The sequence below is a fragment of the Clostridium luticellarii genome, assembly GCF_002995845.1.
GTDB classification, from domain to species: Bacteria; Bacillota; Clostridia; order Clostridiales; family Clostridiaceae; genus Clostridium_B; species Clostridium_B luticellarii.
The window spans coordinates 12911-31855 of the sequence record NZ_PVXP01000038.1 but is presented as its reverse complement, the minus strand read 5'-3'; the positions used below and the strand labels follow the sequence as shown (position 1 = coordinate 31855).

General features: G+C 36.1%; 15 protein-coding genes, 1 tRNA gene, 1 rRNA gene and 2 riboswitches. Of the genes, 13 read left to right on the top strand and 4 right to left on the bottom strand.

From position 1 onward, the window contains the following. Window positions 1-6 precede the first annotated feature (6 nt). A 5S ribosomal RNA gene (gene rrf, locus CLLU_RS12120) occupies window positions 7-123 on the top strand. Window positions 124-133: 10 nt separating this feature from the next. Next, a tRNA-Asn gene (locus CLLU_RS12115) sits at window positions 134-208 on the top strand. Between the two features lie 54 nt (window positions 209-262). Here CLLU_RS12115 and CLLU_RS12110 read toward each other — a convergent pair. From CLLU_RS12110 to CLLU_RS12100, 3 genes are all read right to left on the bottom strand, one after another. After that, the gene (locus CLLU_RS12110) at window positions 263-1189 is read right to left on the bottom strand and encodes a DMT family transporter (protein ID WP_242977591.1); all 927 of its coding nucleotides are present in this window, start codon (window positions 1187-1189) and stop codon (window positions 263-265) included. Window positions 1190-1290: 101 nt separating this feature from the next. Then, window positions 1291-2157: a ComEC/Rec2 family competence protein gene (locus CLLU_RS12105; protein WP_106010048.1), complete on the bottom strand. Its 867-nt coding sequence runs from the start codon at window positions 2155-2157 to the stop codon at window positions 1291-1293. 37 nt (window positions 2158-2194) lie between these two features. Further along, entirely contained in the window at window positions 2195-2920 is a 726-nt protein-coding gene (locus tag CLLU_RS12100) for a lysophospholipid acyltransferase family protein (protein ID WP_106010047.1), read from the bottom strand. A 626-nt stretch (window positions 2921-3546) separates the two neighbouring features. Between CLLU_RS12100 and CLLU_RS12095 the strand changes: the two genes are divergently transcribed. The 3 genes from CLLU_RS12095 to CLLU_RS12085 all read left to right on the top strand — a co-directional run bounded on the left by CLLU_RS12095 (window position 3547) and on the right by CLLU_RS12085 (window position 7947). Continuing rightward, entirely contained in the window at window positions 3547-4908 is a 1362-nt protein-coding gene (locus tag CLLU_RS12095) for a beta/alpha barrel domain-containing protein (protein ID WP_242977589.1), read from the top strand. Window positions 4909-4985: 77 nt separating this feature from the next. Further along, window positions 4986-6911, top strand: coding sequence for an aconitate hydratase (locus CLLU_RS12090; RefSeq protein WP_106010046.1), 1926 nt, complete (start codon window positions 4986-4988; stop codon window positions 6909-6911). A 31-nt stretch (window positions 6912-6942) separates the two neighbouring features. Beyond that, complete coding sequence (locus tag CLLU_RS12085; RefSeq protein WP_106010045.1) at window positions 6943-7947, top strand: isocitrate/isopropylmalate dehydrogenase family protein; 1005 nt, start codon at window positions 6943-6945, stop codon at window positions 7945-7947. Between the two features lie 212 nt (window positions 7948-8159). On the opposite strand, the gene CLLU_RS12080 is transcribed toward CLLU_RS12085, so the two are convergent. After that, window positions 8160-9443 (bottom strand): O-acetylhomoserine aminocarboxypropyltransferase/cysteine synthase family protein, encoded by a 1284-nt coding sequence (locus CLLU_RS12080; protein WP_106010044.1) that lies wholly within the window; start codon window positions 9441-9443, stop codon window positions 8160-8162. A 121-nt stretch (window positions 9444-9564) separates the two neighbouring features. Continuing rightward, window positions 9565-9679: riboswitch (SAM riboswitch) on the bottom strand. 203 nt (window positions 9680-9882) lie between these two features. Between CLLU_RS12080 and CLLU_RS12075 the strand changes: the two genes are divergently transcribed. The 8 genes from CLLU_RS12075 (at window position 9883) to CLLU_RS12040 (ending at window position 18943) form a co-directional block, all read left to right on the top strand. Then, a complete protein-coding gene (locus tag CLLU_RS12075; RefSeq protein ID WP_106010043.1) occupies window positions 9883-11136 on the top strand; it encodes a radical SAM protein in 1254 nt (417 codons plus the stop codon). Between the two features lie 15 nt (window positions 11137-11151). Next, the gene (locus CLLU_RS12070; protein ID WP_106010042.1) at window positions 11152-11607 is read left to right on the top strand and encodes a hypothetical protein; all 456 of its coding nucleotides are present in this window, start codon (window positions 11152-11154) and stop codon (window positions 11605-11607) included. Between the two features lie 138 nt (window positions 11608-11745). Then, window positions 11746-11858: riboswitch (SAM riboswitch) on the top strand. Between the two features lie 134 nt (window positions 11859-11992). Further along, a complete protein-coding gene (locus CLLU_RS12065; protein ID WP_106010041.1) occupies window positions 11993-14413 on the top strand; it encodes a homocysteine S-methyltransferase family protein in 2421 nt (806 codons plus the stop codon). Window positions 14414-14501: 88 nt separating this feature from the next. Then, a complete protein-coding gene (locus CLLU_RS12060; RefSeq protein WP_106010040.1) occupies window positions 14502-15188 on the top strand; it encodes a beta/alpha barrel domain-containing protein in 687 nt (228 codons plus the stop codon). Between the two features lie 175 nt (window positions 15189-15363). Next, window positions 15364-16185, top strand: a complete 822-nt coding sequence (locus CLLU_RS12055) for an ABC transporter substrate-binding protein (RefSeq protein ID WP_106010039.1) — start codon at window positions 15364-15366, stop codon at window positions 16183-16185. Between the two features lie 42 nt (window positions 16186-16227). Next, window positions 16228-16878: an amino acid ABC transporter permease gene (locus CLLU_RS12050; RefSeq protein WP_106010038.1), complete on the top strand. Its 651-nt coding sequence runs from the start codon at window positions 16228-16230 to the stop codon at window positions 16876-16878. Window positions 16879-16915: 37 nt separating this feature from the next. Beyond that, window positions 16916-17695: an amino acid ABC transporter ATP-binding protein gene (locus CLLU_RS12045; RefSeq protein WP_106010037.1), complete on the top strand. Its 780-nt coding sequence runs from the start codon at window positions 16916-16918 to the stop codon at window positions 17693-17695. A 42-nt stretch (window positions 17696-17737) separates the two neighbouring features. Next, on the top strand, window positions 17738-18943 hold the full coding sequence (locus tag CLLU_RS12040; protein ID WP_106010036.1) for an argininosuccinate synthase: 1206 nt from the start codon (window positions 17738-17740) through the stop codon (window positions 18941-18943). Window positions 18944-18945: the final 2 nt, after the last annotated feature.

The following is an 18945-nucleotide window of genomic DNA, read 5'->3' as shown; positions in this document are numbered from 1 at the left end:
GAAGCATCTGGTAGTAATAACGTGAAGGTAACACCCCTTACCATTTCGAACAGGAAGGTTAAGCTTCACAGTGCCCAGGGTACTGCAGGGGAAGCCCTGTGGGAGAGTAGGTCGCTGCCGGGTAAATTGTTGTTCCGTGGTAGCTCAATGGTTGAGCATTCGGCTGTTAACCGAAGGGTTGGAGGTTCGAGCCCTCTCCACGGAGCCATTTTATTTTTTGAAATAAATTGTGCAGACCAAGTAAATTATGGTCTGCATTTTATTATGCCTTTACATCTTTATTAGTGGAATAGGATAAAATTATTACAGTGCTTATAATACATATTCCTCCTATAATATCAAATATGCCAAAAGATATATTTAGCCAGGCTATAGATATAACTGTGGCAGATAAAGGTTCAATACATGATAGTAAAGCCGTCTCCGATGCCTTTATATATTTTGTACTTGATGAATACCAGTAGAATGCTAGAAGAGTTCCAAATACAATTATAAAAATGATTCCCAATATTGAACTGAAGTTATACTCTCCTTGAATTTTCCAGGCAGTGTGTACAAAAGAAAAAGCTAGTCCACCTAAAAACATTCCCCATCCTACAACTATATCACATCCCCATTTTTTAATTATATAAAAAGGCTGTACTACATAAAATGCTGCGGCGAAAGCCGATAGGATTCCCCAGAAAAGGGCCTGATTGGAGATAGCCAGAGAATGTATATCACCTTTTGTTACTATAAAAAATGTACCTAATAGAGCTAATACAATAGCTATATATTCTCTTGAAGTCGGAAATTTTTTTGTATAAATTGCAAAATAAAGTACAATTATAACGGGATTTAAGTACTGAAGTATAGTTGCTGTAGGTGCATTGGAGTAGTTAATGCACTGAAAGTATCCAAATTGAGTTCCTATTAATCCAAATATGCTAAATAGTACCATGTGCCTCCGGCCATATTTTGACTTCCATATATCAAATATTTTTTTACCGTTTTTAAAATATAGTACTGTTAAAAAAATAATTCCGGATGCTAAAAGGCGTATATCTGTAAGCCATTCAGAGCTTATATTTCTATACTTAAATAGGTACTGGGCTATTGGACCAGATACTCCCCAAAGCATAGAAGCTGTAATTACTAGTAATATGCCCTTTGTTCTGAGATTTAATTTCAATATAGGCTTGTCCTTCATAATTATATCTCCTTGTGCAGTATTTTATTTTCATCAAAGGCCGAAAATTTTAATTAATTATATATTGTGAATTCAATCAAGTGATATTTCCTCAGGATAAATTATTCTTTACTTATTTTACTGCCGTCACTTGTGAGCAAAATAGTTCCATCTACATCGGTTCTATAGATCTGGATATTTTTCTTTTTGAGTTTATTTATTGTTTTTTTAGTTGGATGCCCATATTTATTATTCTTGCCACAGCTTATCACAGCTATTTTGGGATTAACCCTGTCTAAAAATTCTTCTGAAGTAGAGCTTGAACTTCCATGGTGGCCAACTTTTAATACATCTGCTGAAAGATCATAATTTTTATCTGTCATTTCACTTTCGCTTTTAGTTTCGGCATCTCCGGTAAATAAAAATTTAGTATCTCCGTAAGTTATTTTTAAAACTATAGAATAATTGTTGGTATCTTCATAAGTACTGCTGTTGGGAGCTAAAATTTCCGCTGTAATGTTTTCACCCAAATTTAATTTTGTATCAAGAGGATTTGGCACATCTATTTTCATGTTTTTATCTTTTAATGAAACTATCATCTTTTCGAAAGTCAGGGTGTCTGTGGTTTTTCTTGGAGCATAGAATCCATCTATTTCATATTTTTTTATCACTGAACTCATGCCTCCTATGTGATCTTCATCGGGATGAGTTGCAATTACATAATCCAGTTTTTCTATGTTCTGTTTGTTTAAGTAGGACATTAGCTTATTCTCACTGTCATTTGGACCTGCATCTATTAGAAGGTTTTTACCATTTATCTGAATGAGTTCACTGTCACCTTGACCTACATCTATGTAATGCACCAGGAGCTGAGAAGATTTAACCTTTGGATTCAAGACATTGCTGGTATTATTGATGCAACCTGAAAATAAAAAAAGTACTGCCAGAAATACAGTGAATATATTTAAATATTTTTTTATAAGATTCATTATTATAACAGCTCCTTTAGCAACTTTGTGAAATATATCAGTTTTGAAGATATATTTTTTCAGATATTTTTTGCTTTATAATGGTGGATAAATTTGAGAGTTCTTCTTTTGACATATCGTCAATGTATATGGGTTTACATATAGTCATTTTAACTTCTGCCGGCTTTAGTATACTGTGATTGTTGCCCTCTCTCAATTTATAGCTGCCATCTATGGCAATGGGAACTATGGGAACCTTGGATTTTAAAGCCAATTTCAGACTACCTTTTTTAAATTCGCCTATTTTAGGTCCCTTGCTCCTAGTGCCTTCTGGAAATATCACCATGCTGTGTCCGCTTTTTAAAATTTTTATACCCTCATTTATGGATTTTATAGATTCACGTATATTTTGTCTGTCTATGAAAACACAGTTTATCTGCTTCATCCAATAAGTGAGTAATCCAATTTTGGTAATTTCTTTTTTAGCTATAAACCCAACCATTCTATCCAGAGATGAAATTATTATGGGAATATCAAAAAATCCCTGATGGTTGGCAACAAAAAGACAGGGAGCCTGAGGTACATTTTCTTTTCCTTCCAATTTAATTTTGGCATTTACAAGTCTTAAAATGAAATTCGCCCAATTTTTCACAGAAATATATATGTAATTTTCAATCTGATTCTTATCACCGATACTTTTTATTCTGTCCAATTTAATTTTTTTTGTTACAGTACCTAGCATATAGAGAATAAAAATAAAGTAAAATAAAATGGTTTTTAGCATGAACCAATTCCTCCTCCTAGAATTATATTTATCCGATCGCTACCATTGCCAATACTCCCATCTTCTTGAAGGTGGGAGATAAGCACTGCTACGCGCCTGGATAAGTTCTTCTAAGGTTCAGGTGGAGATAAGTATGTCTTATAGGCAAACTCTACCTGAACCTAAGAATCACTTGATCCATAAAATCACTTGATTAGTTCATAAATATTACCGTATCTATTATAGCATATCCATTGGTATATATATACTTAATGAATAATTTAACTTTTAAATGTAAAGATTTACAAAAAACATGCAGAATTTTGCCTAGTATCTATTAGATATGGTGGAACTAAGATGTAGAGCCAATATATCATATAAAAAATCCTATTTCAGCAAGTAATGCATAGAATAAATGACATTATTCAATTATTGAGAAAACAAAAATATGTATTTGATAATGGATATTAAAAGTGTTACAATATAAGCAAATTTATTTTTAAATAACTAGAAAATCATGAGTATTGGGTACATATTTAAATTGACATATGTAGATAAAAATTGTATATGCAATAAATCAATGAAAATAATTCAAAAGTCCATTTTAAATTATAGAGCCAATGTTCTAGAATGAGGAGATGATATGATTGAAAAATTGTTCTGCCAGGTATAAACTGGACAATGTAGCCAATCCAAATCTTTATAAGGATATATTTCCCTACGATGAAATTCCGAAGATAATTTTTGACAGGGTTCAGGTACCTATGGATATTCCTGAAGAAATATATATTACAGACACAACCTTTAGAGACGGTCAGCAGTCTAGGCCGCCCTATACTAGTAAACAGATAATAAGAATTTTTGATTATCTTCATCAGTTGGATAATGATTCTGGTATAATTAAACAGACAGAATTCTTTTTGTATACGGAAAAAGACAGGACAGCAGCTGAAAAATGCATGGAAAAAGGTTATGAATTTCCAGAGGTAACTTCATGGATAAGGGCAAATAAAGAGGACTTCAAGCTGGTAAAGCAGATGGGAATTAGAGAAACCGGGATGCTTATGTCATGTTCGGACTACCATATATTTAAAAAACTCAAGATGACGAGACAGGAAGCTGTGGATTTGTATTTAAGTGTAGTTAAAGAAGCACTAAACAATGGCATTCACCCGAGATGCCACCTGGAGGATATTACAAGAGCTGATTTTTATGGATTTGTAGTGCCTTTTGTGACTAAATTAATGGAACTTTCCAGGGAGGCAAATGTTCCTATAAAAATAAGAGCTTGTGATACTTTGGGATTGGGAGTATCTTATAGTGGAGTGGCTGTTCCAAGAAGTGTTCAGAAAATTATTCATGGGCTTAGAACTATTTGTGGAGTTCCTTCTGATCTAATAGAATGGCACGGACACAATGATTTTTATAGTGTGGTGGATAATTCTACGACAGCCTGGTTATATGGAGCTTCTTCCATAAATACGTCTATTCTGGGAATAGGTGAGAGGACAGGAAATTGTCCGCTGGAAGCTATGGTATTTGAATATGCCCAGCTCAAGGGAAATACTAAAAATATGAATCTGCATGTTATAACGGAATTAGCAGAGTATTTCAGCAGAGAAATGAAATATGATGTTCCTACAAGAACTCCTTTTGTTGGCAAAGAGTTTAATGAGACCAGGGCAGGAATACATGCGGATGGAATACTAAAGGATGAAGAAATTTATAATGCATTTAATACAGATAAGATTTTGGGAAAACCCATTGTGGTAGCCGTAAACCAATATTCGGGACATGCTGGAATTGCAGCATGGATTAATACCTATTATAGGTTGGAGGGAAACAATAAAATTGACAAGAAAGATAAGAGAGTAAATGAAATAAAATTATGGGTAGATGAACAATATAAATTAGGAAGGACTACAATGATAGGTAATAATGAACTGGAAATGTTGGTTAAAAAAGTTATGCCAGAAATTATGAGAAAAAAAGAGGAAAGAGCTAGTTAAACAGTTGACAATTGTCAATGTAATTGACAATTGCTAATTGTTAATCGTCAATTGGAGGAAGTGAGGAAGGTAATATTATGGGATTGAACACAGCAAAAAAGATAATAAAAAAACATTTGGTCAAGGGCGAAATGATACCAGGAGAGGAAATTGCAATAAAAATAGATAGAACGCTTACCCAGGATTCCACAGGCACCATGGCTTACCTGCAATTTGAAGCACTTGGAATAGGCAGAGTAAAAACCAAAAAATCTGTTGCCTATATAGATCACAATATACTTCAGTCAGGACCGGAAAATGCAGATGATCATCTGTATATTCAGACTGTGGCAAAAAAGCATGGAATATATTTTTCAAGGCCGGGAAATGGAATATGTCATCAGGTTAATCTGGAGAGATTTGGAGTACCTGGAGATACTCTGCTGGGATCTGACAGTCATACTCCTACAGCAGGTGGAATAGGAATGCTTGCCATTGGAGCAGGTGGATTGGATGTAGCAGTGGCCATGGGCGGCGGAGAATACTATTTGAATATGCCTAAGATAGTTAAGGTAAATTTAAAGGGTAAATTGGGAGATTGGATTACAGCCAAAGATATAATTTTAGAAATGCTGAGAAGGCTCAGTGTCAAAGGTGGAGTGGGAAAAATATTTGAATATGTGGGAGATGGAGTAAAAACATTATCTGTTCCTGAAAGAGCAACTATAACCAATATGGGGGCAGAGCTTGGAGCCACCACCTCTATATTTCCCAGCGATGACGTAGTTCATGAATTCTTAAAAGCTCAGGGGAGAGAAGAGGATTTTTCTCTTGTAGAGCCGGATGAAGATGCAGGCTATGACGAAGAGATGGAGATAGATCTATCTTCTCTGGAACCTATGGCAGCATGCCCTCATAGTCCAGATAAAGTGGTTCCTGTTTCAAAATTGAAGGATGTTAAGGTGAATCAAGTTTGTATAGGAAGCTGTACGAATTCTTCTTATGCGGATATGATGAAAGTGGCAAATATCTTAAAGGGAAATACGGTGAACGAAAATGTTTCTCTTACTATATCACCGGGATCAAAGCAGGTTTTAACCATGTTATCTAAAAATGGGGCATTGTCCTATATGATAGATGCAGGTGCAAGAATACTGGAGAGTGCCTGTGGGCCTTGTATAGGAATGGGTCAGTCACCTGCTACGGATGCAGTTTCCCTGAGAACTTTCAACAGAAATTTTGAAGGAAGATCCGGTACTAAATCTGCAAAAATATACCTGGTAAGCCCTGAAATTGCAGCTGCCTCTGCATTGACAGGCCATGTCACAGATCCAAGACAGCTGGGAAGGCCTTTTGAGGTTGAAATTCCTGCAAAATTTTTGATAGATGACAATATGATAGTTGAACCCAGCAAAGATGGAGAAGATGTTAAAGTGGTAAGGGGACCTAACATAAAGCCGTTTCCCAAAGCGAAGTCTCTGGGAGATGTTTTAAAGGGAAAGGTACTTACCAAGGTGGTTGATAATATAACCACAGATCATATAATGCCTTCCAATGCAAAATTGCTGCCTTATAGATCCAATATACCATATTTGGCGGATTACTGTCTCACTCCCTGCGATGAGGATTTTCCGAAAAAGGCAAAAGAGAATTCAGGTGGTTTTATAGCAGCAGGAGAGAATTATGGCCAGGGTTCCAGCAGAGAGCATGCTGCATTGGCTCCGCTTTATCTTGGAATAAAGGCTGTATTTGCAAAGTCTTTTGCTAGAATACACAGGCAGAACCTAATTAACAATGGAATACTGCCCCTGGTTTTTGAAAAACCGGAGGATTATGAGGACATAGATATTATGGATGAACTTGAGATTGAAGATATGCTTGAGCAAGTCAACAGTGAAATAATTGTGGTAAATAATAAAACAAAAAATAAAAAGTACAATATGCTGTTTAACGTTACCCAAAGGCAGAGAGATATGATAAAATATGGTGGATTAATAAATTTAGTGAAAAAGAATAATATGTAAAAATTCAACGTATTAGGGGGTAATTGATTTTATGAAGCATAGACATAGAGTAACTCTTATTCCAGGTGATGGTATAGGACCTGAAGTCAGTGAGGCGGCAACAAAAGTTATAGATGCCAGCGGAGTGGATATAGACTGGGAGGTAGCTGAGGCCGGGGCAGCTTTTATAGATAAATACGGCACTCCCATTCCGGAGAAGGTTATTGACAGTATAAGGAGAAACAAGGTGGCGTTGAAGGGTCCTGTGACCACGCCGGTGGGAAAGGGCTTCAAGAGTGTAAATGTAACTTTAAGGAAAAGTCTGAATTTGTATGCCAATATAAGGCCTATAAAAACCTATAAAGGAGTAGAATCCAGATATGATGATGTGGATCTGGTTATATTCAGGGAAAATACTGAGGATCTGTACGCAGGAATAGAATTTATGGTAAACGATGAAATTGCACAAAGCGTAAAGATAATATCCCGAAATGCCAGTAGAAAAATAGTAAAGGCAGCTTTTGAATATGCAGTTAATAATGGAAGAAAGAAAGTAACTGCAGTTCATAAGGCCAACATAATGAAGCTGTCGGATGGACTTTTTTTGAGAACTGCCCAGGAAGTGGCCAGTGAATACAGCGGCATAGAATTTGACAATGTAATAGTAGATGCCATGAGCATGAAATTGGTGCTGAATCCTGAAAAATATGATGTGCTTGTGATGCCAAATTTATATGGCGATATATTGTCGGATCTGGCATCTGGACTGGTGGGAGGACTTGGGTTAGTTCCTGGAGCCAATATAGGAGAAGAGCAGGCAATATTTGAGCCTGCACATGGTTCAGCTCCTGATATTGCAGGACAGAACAAGGCAAATCCTACTGCTATTATTTTGTCTTCAGTCATGATGCTGAAATATTTACATGAAGGTGAAGCCGCAGACAGGATTGAAAAAGCAGTTGAAACAGTACTTAGAGATAAAAAATATCTAACTCCAGATCTGGGCGGAAGTTCAACTACATATGAATTTGCAAATGCCGTAATTTCCAAATTGTAATATTTTATTATAAAGTTTAAAGCTCAAATATTAAATATCAAATAATGGGGATTTTCGGTTAAAAACGAAAATCAACCAAATTTGATATTTGTTATTTACACTTTGAGCTTTAAAACAAGCTATCCCTACATTAAAGTTGTAGGGATAGCTCTTTATAATTAAATTATATAAAAAATTAGGGAATTTAAAATAATTAGGGAACTTGTTTATTATCAAGCTTTAGCAAGAGCTTGATCCAAATCATATATTATATCATCGATATTTTCTACACCAATTGAAAGTCTTATAAGATCAGGAGTTACTCCAGCGGCTTTCTGCTGTTCTTCATTCAGCTCTGCATGGGTTGTACTTGATGGGTGGATTACAAGTGATTTTGCATCTGCCACATTTGCAAGCAGTGAGAATAATTTTACGCTATTTATAAATTTCTTTCCAGCTTCAAATCCGCCTTTTATTCCAAAAGTAAATATGGAACCTGCTCCTTTTGGAAGGTATTTTTTGGCCAGTTCTTTATATGGACTTCCCTCAAGTTCAGGATAGTTTATCCATGAAACTTTAGGATGCTTGCTCAAAAATTCTACTACTTTCCTTGTGTTTTCTACATGTCTTTCAACTCTCAGTGAAAGTGATTCAAGTCCGAGGAGGAAGTAAAATGCACTCTGAGGACTCAATGTAGCACCGGTATTTCTCAATAACTGTACTCTGGCCTTTGTAGCAAATGCAACAGGACCTTGATCTGCATATACAAGTCCATTGTAGCTCTCATCAGGTGTAGTAAAATCAGGGAATTTACCGCTTGCTCTCCAGTCAAATTTTCCACCGTCTACTATAATTCCACCTATGGTAGTTCCATGTCCGCCTATGAATTTAGTTGCAGAGTGAACAACTACATCTGCGCCGTATTCTATTGGCCTTACCAGATATGGAGTTCCAAAAGTATTATCTACTATAAGTGGTATTTTATTTTCATGGGCTATATTTGCCACTGCCTCTATATCAAGTACATTTATTCTTGGATTTCCTATGGTTTCAGCATAAACGGCCTTTGTATTGTCTTTGATTGCTTTTCTTATGTTTTCAGGATCATCAGGATCTACAAATGTTACATCTATTCCCAATTTTTTTAGAGTTACAGAGAACAATTCATATGTTCCGCCGTAGAGAGTGCTGGCTGAAACTATGTTGTCCCCTGCATTTGCCACATTTAATATAGAATATAATATTGCTGCCAAACCTGATGCTGTAGCAAGGCCTGCACTTCCACCTTCAAGAGCTGCGACTCTCTGTTCAAATACATCTTCTGTAGGGTTCATTATTCTTGCATACACATTTCCTGGTTTTTTCAACTGGAAAAAGTCTGCAGCTTCATCTGCATCTTTGAATACAAAAGACGTTGTTTGATAAATTGGAACTGCCCTTGCTCCTGTTGTTGGATCAGGTACCTGACCTGCATGTACTTGTAATGTTTCAAAACCTAATTTTCTCTCTTCACTCATTTTTTACTTCCTCCTTAATATACTTTGAATGTATTTTTTATATTTTGGACGAAACTTCTATACAAATTGGCAAAATAAAAAATCTTCTTGATGATGAGATACAAGAAGATTTTCTTCATGCTCCTCATCTTTCAGGGTACAGGTACACCTGCTGGAATTAGCACCGTTGAATAAAAAATGATCATTCAGGTTGCCGGGCATCATAGGGCCAGTCCCTCAGCCGCTCTGGATAAGAAGTTCCGTATTCGATTGAGACAATAATAACAGATAATCATATAGCTTGTCAAGAGAAAAATAAAAAAATTGTATTTTTTTATTTCACTCCAATAAAGATTGACTGAATTGTATAAAGAAATAAATGAATATTTTTATAAACATTCAAAACAGGAAGCAGTCAGAAATGCGTAAAAATAATAAAAAGTGAAAAGGAGTTGAAATTATGCCAACAGTAAATGTTCGTGATGAAGAACTGAAATTTGAAGATGTTGTTGAAAAATATCCTCAAATACCAAGGCTTTTGATTTTAAAAATAGATGTTCAACGCAGGGGAGTATATTATACACAAAATGTCTTGGATAAAATTGATCCTGATGTCTATCAATTGATAGGATCCAATGTATTCTTCGCGTCTCTTGGTGCAAGAGATCCGAAAACCAAATCTGTTCCGGAATCGTTGATTTTGAGAGATGGGACAATAATAATTACAGATCCTACTCCGCTGGATCAAAATCCGTATATTGTGGATTATAGAGATGGAAAATTTGTATTGCTTGACAGGAATGAAATAGTGGAAGAAGTAGATTTCTGGGAGAAGCCTGATTATTACGGGAAACTTACAAGCAGCGGAACTCCTATGGATTCCATAGTATTTGCAAGGCCGCAGAGGTTGAACATCACCCCTACGTCATATTGTTATTTCTGGAAAAATGGAAATGGATGCAAATACTGCGATCTGGTGCCCCACCTCAAAGAAGACGGAGTTATAAAAAAGAAGCTGACGCCGCAGGATGCTTATGAAACTGTCAGAGAGGCCATAAAGCAAAAAGGAAGATTCACCAATATATGTATGACCATGGGCTCGGATTTTAATGGTGAAACCCCTTTTGATTCAGAGGTAGATTATTATATAGAGATACTTCAGGCAATCGGTGAGAATTTTAAAGGAAGAAGATTTCCAAGTCAGGTGATAACTACGGCGTTAAATGAAAAGCAGCTTCGGAGATTATACGATGAAACAGGACTGTCAAGTTATACTTCTGATATTGAAGTGTTAAATGAGGAGCTGTTTAAATGGATTTGCCCTGGAAAAGAAGAATGGGTGGGGTATAGAGAGTGGAAAAGACGACTTGTAGCGGCTGTGGATATATTTGGAAGAGGAAATGTGAATTCAGGTATTGTGGGTGGAGTTGAGCTGGCAAAACCAAGAGGCTTTAAAACAGAGGAAGATGGCCTGAAGCATACTTTGGAGGAAGCAGAAGATCTTATGAGCAAGGGTGTTTCAATTGTGTATATTGTCTGGGTTCCCAGGCCCATGTCATTTTTCAGGAATCAGAAAAATGCATCTCTGGAGTACTATGTAAAACTCACCATAGGGCTTAATGACTTAAGAGAAAAATACAAACTCAGAATAGATTTTGACGATTATCGAAGATGCGGAAACCATCCTAATTCGGATTTACTGAGAATATTTTAAGGAGTGAAGCTTAAGATGATAAATATTGATGATATAAAAGATATAATTAACAACCCCGATACAATAAAAGTAGTTGAAACGGTGAATGTTCATGGAATACCCCATGCAGCCATAAAACAAAGTCTTCATGTAGATGATGAAGGCAACGTTGAATATGTGGAATTGTTTGAATCCTCAAAGAGCTACAAAAATATAACAAGAAGCCTCTGGTACAATAAAAAAGTTTCAATTTTAATATATGACGGAGCTGATAAAAGTTATGAGATAATTGGAAAACCAGTGAAAATATTGGTCTCTGGAAAAAAGTACGAGAAAATATATACAGAAATTTTGAAAAAAAAGGGCTTTGATATAGCTGCCGTAATAACTGTAGTGCCGGAGGACATAGAGAATCAAGGTTCTCAGGGAAAATTTTCAGAACAGGAAAAGTCAAAAATATTTTTCAAGCATTTGGACAGGTTAAAAAAGTAACAGTTTTATTTGTATACTTCCTTAAATTCTATTAATGTGATATTATTAATTCATATTAAAAGTTTAGGATTTAAAAATTCATAAAGATTCATAAAAAGTGTATTGACAATTTCAATTAAAAGTATTAATATGAAAATATTCTTATCACGAGAGGTAGAGGGACTGGCCCTATGATACCCGGCAACCTGAATGATTATTATCATTTAACGGTGCTAATTCCAGCAGGTATGTCAATACCTGAAAGATAAGAAAAGTTTAATTTTGTTCTCTAAAGTTGCTTTTCTTATAAGAAAAGCAACTTTTTTATTTTGCGTATGATATAGAATGTATTAAATTATAGATAAATACGGGTAAAAAGTTTTATAGAGAAAGAGGGAATATGTATATGGATTCTAAAAAACTATTCAATAAATTTAACAACAAATTTATCTTCTTTGACGGGGCTATGGGAACTATGCTCCAGAAATCGGGACTTCAACCTGGAGAACTGCCTGAAATTTTAAATGTCACTCATGCTGAAATTATAAGAAAAATACACAGAAAATATTTGGAGGCAGGAGCGGACATAATAATATCCAATACTTTTGGAGCCAATGAACTTAAATACAATTCCTCGGATTACACTATAGAAGATGTTATCACAGCTGGAGTGAAAATTGCAAAAGAAGAGGCAGCGTGTAAAGGCAAATTAGTTGCACTGGATCTGGGACCCATAGGTCAGGTTATGGAGCCCACGGGGAATCTGGGATTTGAAACAGCATACAGATTATTTAAAAATCAGGTGATTATAGGTGAAAAAGCAGGAGCAGATTTGATCCTGATAGAAACCATGTCTGATCTGTATGAAGCTAAAGCAGCTGTTCTTGCGGCTAAAGAAAATACCTCCCTGCCCATATTTTGTACAATGACATTCCAGCAGGACGGTAGAACTCTTATGGGGACAGACCCAAAAACCATGGTGGTTACACTGGAAGGACTTGGAGTGGATGCTCTCGGTGTAAACTGTTCTCTTGGTCCAGCGGAGCTTCAAGTAATTGTGGATGAAATATTGGAGTATTCATCTCTTCCGGTTCTAGTACAGCCTAACGCAGGACTTCCCAGATATGATGGCGAGAATACGATCTATGATATAACACCGGAAAAATTTTCAGAAAACATGGCTATTATGGCTAAAAAAGGAGTCAGAATTTTAGGCGGCTGCTGTGGAACTGATGCCAGATTCATAAAAAACATGGTGGAGTCACTTAAGGAAATACAGCCAGTGGATATAAAAGAAAAAAACTATACTGCAGTTTGTTCACCTACCAATACTGTAATTTTGGGAGAAGGAATAAAGATTGTGGGTGAAAGGATAAATCCTACGGGAAGACAGGTGTATAAAAAACAATTAAAGGAGGGAAGAGTAAATTATATAGAAAAAGAAGCTATAGCACAAAAGGAGGAAGGGGCCCATATAGTAGGACTTAATGTTGGACTTCCTGAAATTGATGAAGTTAAAATAATGAAAAAAGCAGTAAAGGCAATTCAAAGGTCAGTACAGCTGCCTGTGAACATTGACAGTGCCAATCCAGGTGTACTGGAGGCAGGAGCCAGGATATACAATGGAAAACCTATGATAAATTCGGTAAATGGCAGGAAAAATATTATGGAGAAAGTGTTTCCAATAGTAAAAAAATACGGAGGATGTATTGTAGCACTTACCATAGATGAAAATGGAATACCTGATAGTGCAGAGGGTAGGGTTAAAGTTGCAGAAAAGATAATCAAAACCGCAGCTTCCTATGGAATCAATAAAAAGGATATAATAGTTGACTGCCTTACACTTACTGCGTCGGCACAACAGAAAGAAGTCATGGAAACAGTAAAAGCCATAAGGCTCATCAAAGAAAAATTCGGAGTGAAGACTATTTTAGGAGTGAGCAATATATCCTATGGGCTTCCAAGAAGATGTATATTGAATAGAACTTTTCTGGCAGTTGCACTGCAGGCAGGTCTGGATATTCCTATAATAAATACTCAGGACAGGGGAGTAAAGGAGATTATATCTGCTTTTGAAGTTTTGGCAAATATAGATAAAGAGGGTAAAAGCTATATATCTAAATATGGAAATAAAAACAATGTATTACCTGAGGGCGGAGAAAAAAATAAAGTTGAAAATAAAATTCAAAATAAAAAAGATCTGAAGCTTGCCATTATGGATGGGGTGAAGGATCAAGCTGTAGAGCTCACATCAGAACTTTTGAAAAGCAGAAGGGCGGAGGAAATAGTAAATCAATATATAATACCTGCACTGGATGAGGTTGGAAAGCTGTATGAGTCACAGGATATATTTTTACCACAGCTTATACAGTCGGCAGAAACCGTGAAAAAATCCTTTGAGATAATAAAGAAAAAAATATTGGACAATGGAGAAAAAAACATAGAAAAGGGAAATATAGTACTGGCTACGGTAAAAGGTGATATACATGATATCGGAAAAAATATAGTCAAAGTATTACTGGAAAATTATGGGTTTAATGTTATAGATTTAGGCAGAGATGTGGATATAGAAAAGATAGTGGATACTGTAAGAAAAAATGATATAAAATTGGTAGGACTCAGTGCGCTCATGACCACTACTGTAATCAATATGAAAAAAACTATAGAAGCTTTAAGAGAAAATGAACTTCACTGCAAGGTGGTGGTGGGAGGAGCGGTATTAAATCAAAATTATGCAGATATGATAGGGGCGGATTATTATGCCAAAGATGCCAGGGAAGCTGTCAAAATAGCTGACAGGATATTTTCAGTACCAAGTGGTTCTTAAATTAACAAAGTTTATATAGAATATTGCTTGCAGTTAATGTAAAATATACTTGAAGAAAAAAATTATATACTGGTTTGAGGAGATAAAAATGAGTGATAAAATTAATGAAAAAATTCCAAAGTATGTACCGGAAATAAGAGGGACACTTAGAGATCACATGATAAATCTCCCTCTTGTCATAAGAGAGGCTAGTGGAATAAAAGTTTTTGGGAAGAGAATAAAATCCCTTGCATTTACTACTGATATAGCAATTATAAAAAATATAAATGCAGATGCAATTCTGGCAGTATATCCATTTACACCTCAGTCGGTGATAACGGAGTCTCTTGTGGGAGCTTCCGACGTGCCCATATTCTGCGGTGTGGGAGGAGGTCTTACCACTGGAAAACGTGTTATAAATCTTGCACTTAATGCTGAATTCAACGGGGCCATGGGAGTAGTTGTCAACAGTCCCACATCAAATGAAATAGTTAGGGCCGTGAAAGCTGTTATTGATATTCCTGTTATAGTTACAGTTACATCTGAGAGAGATGATATTGGAAAGAGGATTGAAGCCGGAGCATCCATATTGAATGTTTCAGCAGGTAAGAGAAGTGCTGAACTTGTGAAAACTATAAGAAAGCATTTTGATAAATTCCCCATAATAGCCACAGGAGGAAAGGATGAAGAAAGTATCAGAGCCACTATACAGGCGGGCGCAAATGCCATTACATATACTCCGCCTTCAACCGCGGAGTTGTTTAAGGAAACTATGGAGCGATATAGGAGAGCTTAATAAAATCTGCATTCACATGGATATATGTTATCTGGTGTGAATGCATTTTTAGTTTCAAAAATGCATTTTGTATAAAAGCAAAAAAAGTATTGAATAATTATAATAATATATGTATAATTATTTATGTACATAACATAAGGAGTTAAAGTTAAATAATTGAAAAGAGGAGAAATAAATGAGGAAATTAAAAAAATCCATTAATATAGCTTTGGCAGCTATATTTGCGGTTGTTCTACTTGCTGGTTGTGGAAGTAATGCCAGTACGAGCAGTCAGGGAAGTGATACCAATACACTGGAAAAAGTTAAAAAAGCAGGTGTTCTAAAAGTGGGATTGGAGGACTCTTTTCCACCCATGGAATTCAGGGACAGTCAGAATGCACTTAAAGGCTTTGATATAGATATGGCAAATGCCATAGCAAAAAAGCTGGGAGTAAAAGCTGAATTTGTGGGTACTGAATTCAATGGAATAGTTCTGGCACTTAAATCAGGTAAATTCGATGTTATAATATCCGGAATGAGCATAACGGAGGACAGAAAGAAACAGATAGATTTTTCTGAGCCCTATGTAGAGAATGCACAGATTATAATCACTAAAACCGGAAATGATACTATTAAAAGTTCAAAGGATTTAGCCGGTAAGAAAGTAGGAGTGGGACTTGGTACCACCAGTGAAAGTGTAGTCAAAAAATTCAAGGATATAAAAGAAGTGAAAAAATATGATAAGACTACAGAGGAACTTCAGGATTTATTGATAGGAAGACTTGATGCAGTTATAGTAGACGAGCCAGTTGGGAGGTACTATATATCTTCTGCTGATAAAAAGGGAAAATATACTGTTTTAAATGAAAAGCTTACTAAAGAGCCTATGGGTATAGGATTTAAGAAGGGTGATAAGGAGCTGGAAGCTGCAGTGAAGAAAGCAGTAAATGAATTGAAACAAGATGGAACTATGTCTAAAATTTCCACAAAGTGGTTTGGAGAAGACATATATAAGTAATATGCAAATAATATATATGCGAAGAGGAAGTGGATTGAAGCAGTGAATATAGGATTTATGAAGGACATACTGCCTATTTTGTTGAAAGGCAGTGTAATGACTATTGAACTTACAGTAATTACCCTGATACTGGGAACGCTTCTAGGTATATTTTTGGCACTTTTAAAGTTGTCTAAAAATATTGTGCTTAAGTCACTATCAGGTTTTTATACATGGATATTCAGAGGTACGCCTCTATTATTGCAATTGTTTTTCTTTTACTATGGATTACCTTTTGTAGGTATAGAACTTACACCTTTTTCAGCGGCAATACTGGGTCTTGGACTCAATTGCGGAGCTTATATGGCAGAGATAATAAGAGGAGGAATTCAATCTATAGACAGAGGGCAGTTTGAAGCGGCAAAAGCCCTGGGATTCAGCTATGGGGAGACAATGAGAAAGATAATACTTCCCCAGACCTGGAAAGTTATAATACCTCCTGTGGGGAATGAGTTCATATCTATATTAAAAGATACCTCATTGGTATCCACTATAGCAATGGTTGAACTCATGAGGTCAGCCCAGCAGATATATGCCAGCAGTTTTGATCCCATTTCGGTATTCCTTACAGCAGCAATACTGTATCTTATAATGACCACCGTATTTACCACTGCATTTGGAATATTTGAGAAAAAATTGGCTGTTTACAGCTAGCTGTTGTGATATTTAAATTAATTCGGAGGTGTAATCTATGGAAAATGCAGCTGTGGATAATAACAAAGATTTTAATAAAAGTAAGTACATGATAGAAGCCATCCATTTGACCAAGAGCTTTAATGATCTTACGGTTTTTAAAGATCTAAGTATAAAAGTAAAAAAAGGTGAGGTGCTTGTAGTAATAGGAGCTTCAGGATCTGGAAAAAGCACTTTGCTCAGGTGTCTGAATCATCTTGAGGAATTGGACAGTGGAACTGTAATTATAGAAGGGGAAAAATTAAATACAAAGGATAGAAAAATGATAAGAAGAGTAACTACGAAGATGGGAATGGTTTTTCAAAATTTTAATCTGTTTCCTCATATGACAGCTATTCAAAATGTCATGGAGGCACCACTGGTAGTTAAGAAAGAGAAAAAAGTCAAGGTAAAGGAAATGGCCGAAAAACTTTTGGATAAGGTTGGATTAAAGGATAAAAAGGATTATTATCCTTCCAAACTTTCAGGCGGCCAGCAGCAGAGAGTAGCTATTGCAAGAGCTCTTGCCATGAATCCGGATATAATGCTGTTTGACGAGCCAACTTCGGCACTGGATCCAGAGCTTGTAGGAGAAGTTTTAAATGTAATGAAGGATCTGGCCAAAGATGGAATGACCATGGTAGTTGTAACTCATGAGATGGGTTTTGCAAAAGAAGTTGCCGACAGGGTTATATTTATGGATGGGGGAAAGATACTGGAACAGGGTACTCCAGAGCAGATATTCTCACATCCAAAAGAAGATAGAACAAAAGCTTTTTTGGATAAGGTTATTAAGTAATTTTTTAGTTTTGAACTTTATAATAAAATGGAGGTTGGATTTATGAAAGATAAAGTAGTATTAGCATATTCAGGAGGATTGGACACATCAATTATCATACCATGGCTAAAGGAAAACTATGATTTGGATGTTATTGCGGCCTGTGTAAATGTAGGTCAAGATGATGATATGGACAAAGTTAGGGAAAAGGCTCTTAAAACAGGAGCTTCTAAAGTGTATATCGATGATTTGAAAGAGGAGTTTATCAAGAATTATCTATTCAAGGCAGTAAAGGCCAACATAACCTATGAAGGAGCCTATCTTTTGGGAACGTCTCTGGCAAGACCTCTTATGGCAAAAAGACTGGTGGAGATAGCTCATGAAGAGGGAGCCAGATATATTTCTCATGGTTGTACAGGCAAGGGAAATGATCAGGTACGTTTTGAAGTGGGAGTGGCAAGTTTTGATCCTTCAATAAAGATAATAGCACCCTGGAGAATATGGAATATAGAATCCAGGGAAGATGCCATAGACTATGCAAATTCTAAGGGCGTGGAAGTAGCTGCAACCAAGGAAAAAATATATTCCAATGACAAGAATATATGGCATGTGAGTCATGAAGGCGGAGATCTGGAAGATCCAAGAAATGAACACAAAACGAGTATGTATTTTATGACTACTACACCTGAAAAGGCAAAAGATGAAGATACTTATATAGAACTTTATTTTGAAAAGGGAGAGCCTAAAAAATTAAATGGTAAAGAGCTTGGACCAGTAGAACTCATGGAACAGCTCAATAAAATAGGCGGCGAAAATGGAATAGGAATAGTGGATATGGTTGAAAACAGATTGGTGGGCATGAAATCCAGAGGGGTATATGAGACTCCGGGAGGAACTATACTTTATGCTGCCCACACTGCCCTTGAGAGACTGACTATAGACAAGGATACTTTCCATTATAAGCAGTTGGTGTCTCAAAAGTATGGAGAACTTGTATATGACGGACTCTGGTTTGGAAATTTGAGAAAGGCACTGGATGCTTTTGTAGAGGCAACTCAGGGAAATGTAACTGGAACAGTAAAATTAAAATTGTACAAGGGAAATGTGACCACGGCCTCAATAGATGCCGAGTATCCTCTGTTCAATGAAAGTATATCTTCTTTTGGAGCCAGTGATTTATATGATCAAAAGGATGCAGATGGATTTATTAAAATATTTGGTCTTCCATATAAGATCAGAGCTGCAGTAGATAAGAAGAAGGGAAACTAACC

Coding starts and splice junctions, on each gene's coding strand:
- CLLU_RS12085 (WP_106010045.1), top strand. CDS start 6,943: ATGAAGCATAGACATAGAGTAACTCTTATTCCAGGTGATGGTATAGGA.
- CLLU_RS12065 (WP_106010041.1), top strand. CDS start 11,993: ATGGATTCTAAAAAACTATTCAATAAATTTAACAACAAATTTATCTTC.
- CLLU_RS12045 (WP_106010037.1), top strand. CDS start 16,916: ATGGAAAATGCAGCTGTGGATAATAACAAAGATTTTAATAAAAGTAAG.
- CLLU_RS12090 (WP_106010046.1), top strand. CDS start 4,986: ATGGGATTGAACACAGCAAAAAAGATAATAAAAAAACATTTGGTCAAG.
- CLLU_RS12075 (WP_106010043.1), top strand. CDS start 9,883: ATGCCAACAGTAAATGTTCGTGATGAAGAACTGAAATTTGAAGATGTT.
- CLLU_RS12070 (WP_106010042.1), top strand. CDS start 11,152: ATGATAAATATTGATGATATAAAAGATATAATTAACAACCCCGATACA.
- CLLU_RS12110 (WP_242977591.1), bottom strand. CDS start 1,189: ATGAAGGACAAGCCTATATTGAAATTAAATCTCAGAACAAAGGGCATA.
- CLLU_RS12105 (WP_106010048.1), bottom strand. CDS start 2,157: ATGAATCTTATAAAAAAATATTTAAATATATTCACTGTATTTCTGGCA.
- CLLU_RS12060 (WP_106010040.1), top strand. CDS start 14,502: ATGAGTGATAAAATTAATGAAAAAATTCCAAAGTATGTACCGGAAATA.
- CLLU_RS12100 (WP_106010047.1), bottom strand. CDS start 2,920: ATGCTAAAAACCATTTTATTTTACTTTATTTTTATTCTCTATATGCTA.
- CLLU_RS12080 (WP_106010044.1), bottom strand. CDS start 9,443: ATGAGTGAAGAGAGAAAATTAGGTTTTGAAACATTACAAGTACATGCA.
- CLLU_RS12055 (WP_106010039.1), top strand. CDS start 15,364: ATGAGGAAATTAAAAAAATCCATTAATATAGCTTTGGCAGCTATATTT.
- CLLU_RS12040 (WP_106010036.1), top strand. CDS start 17,738: ATGAAAGATAAAGTAGTATTAGCATATTCAGGAGGATTGGACACATCA.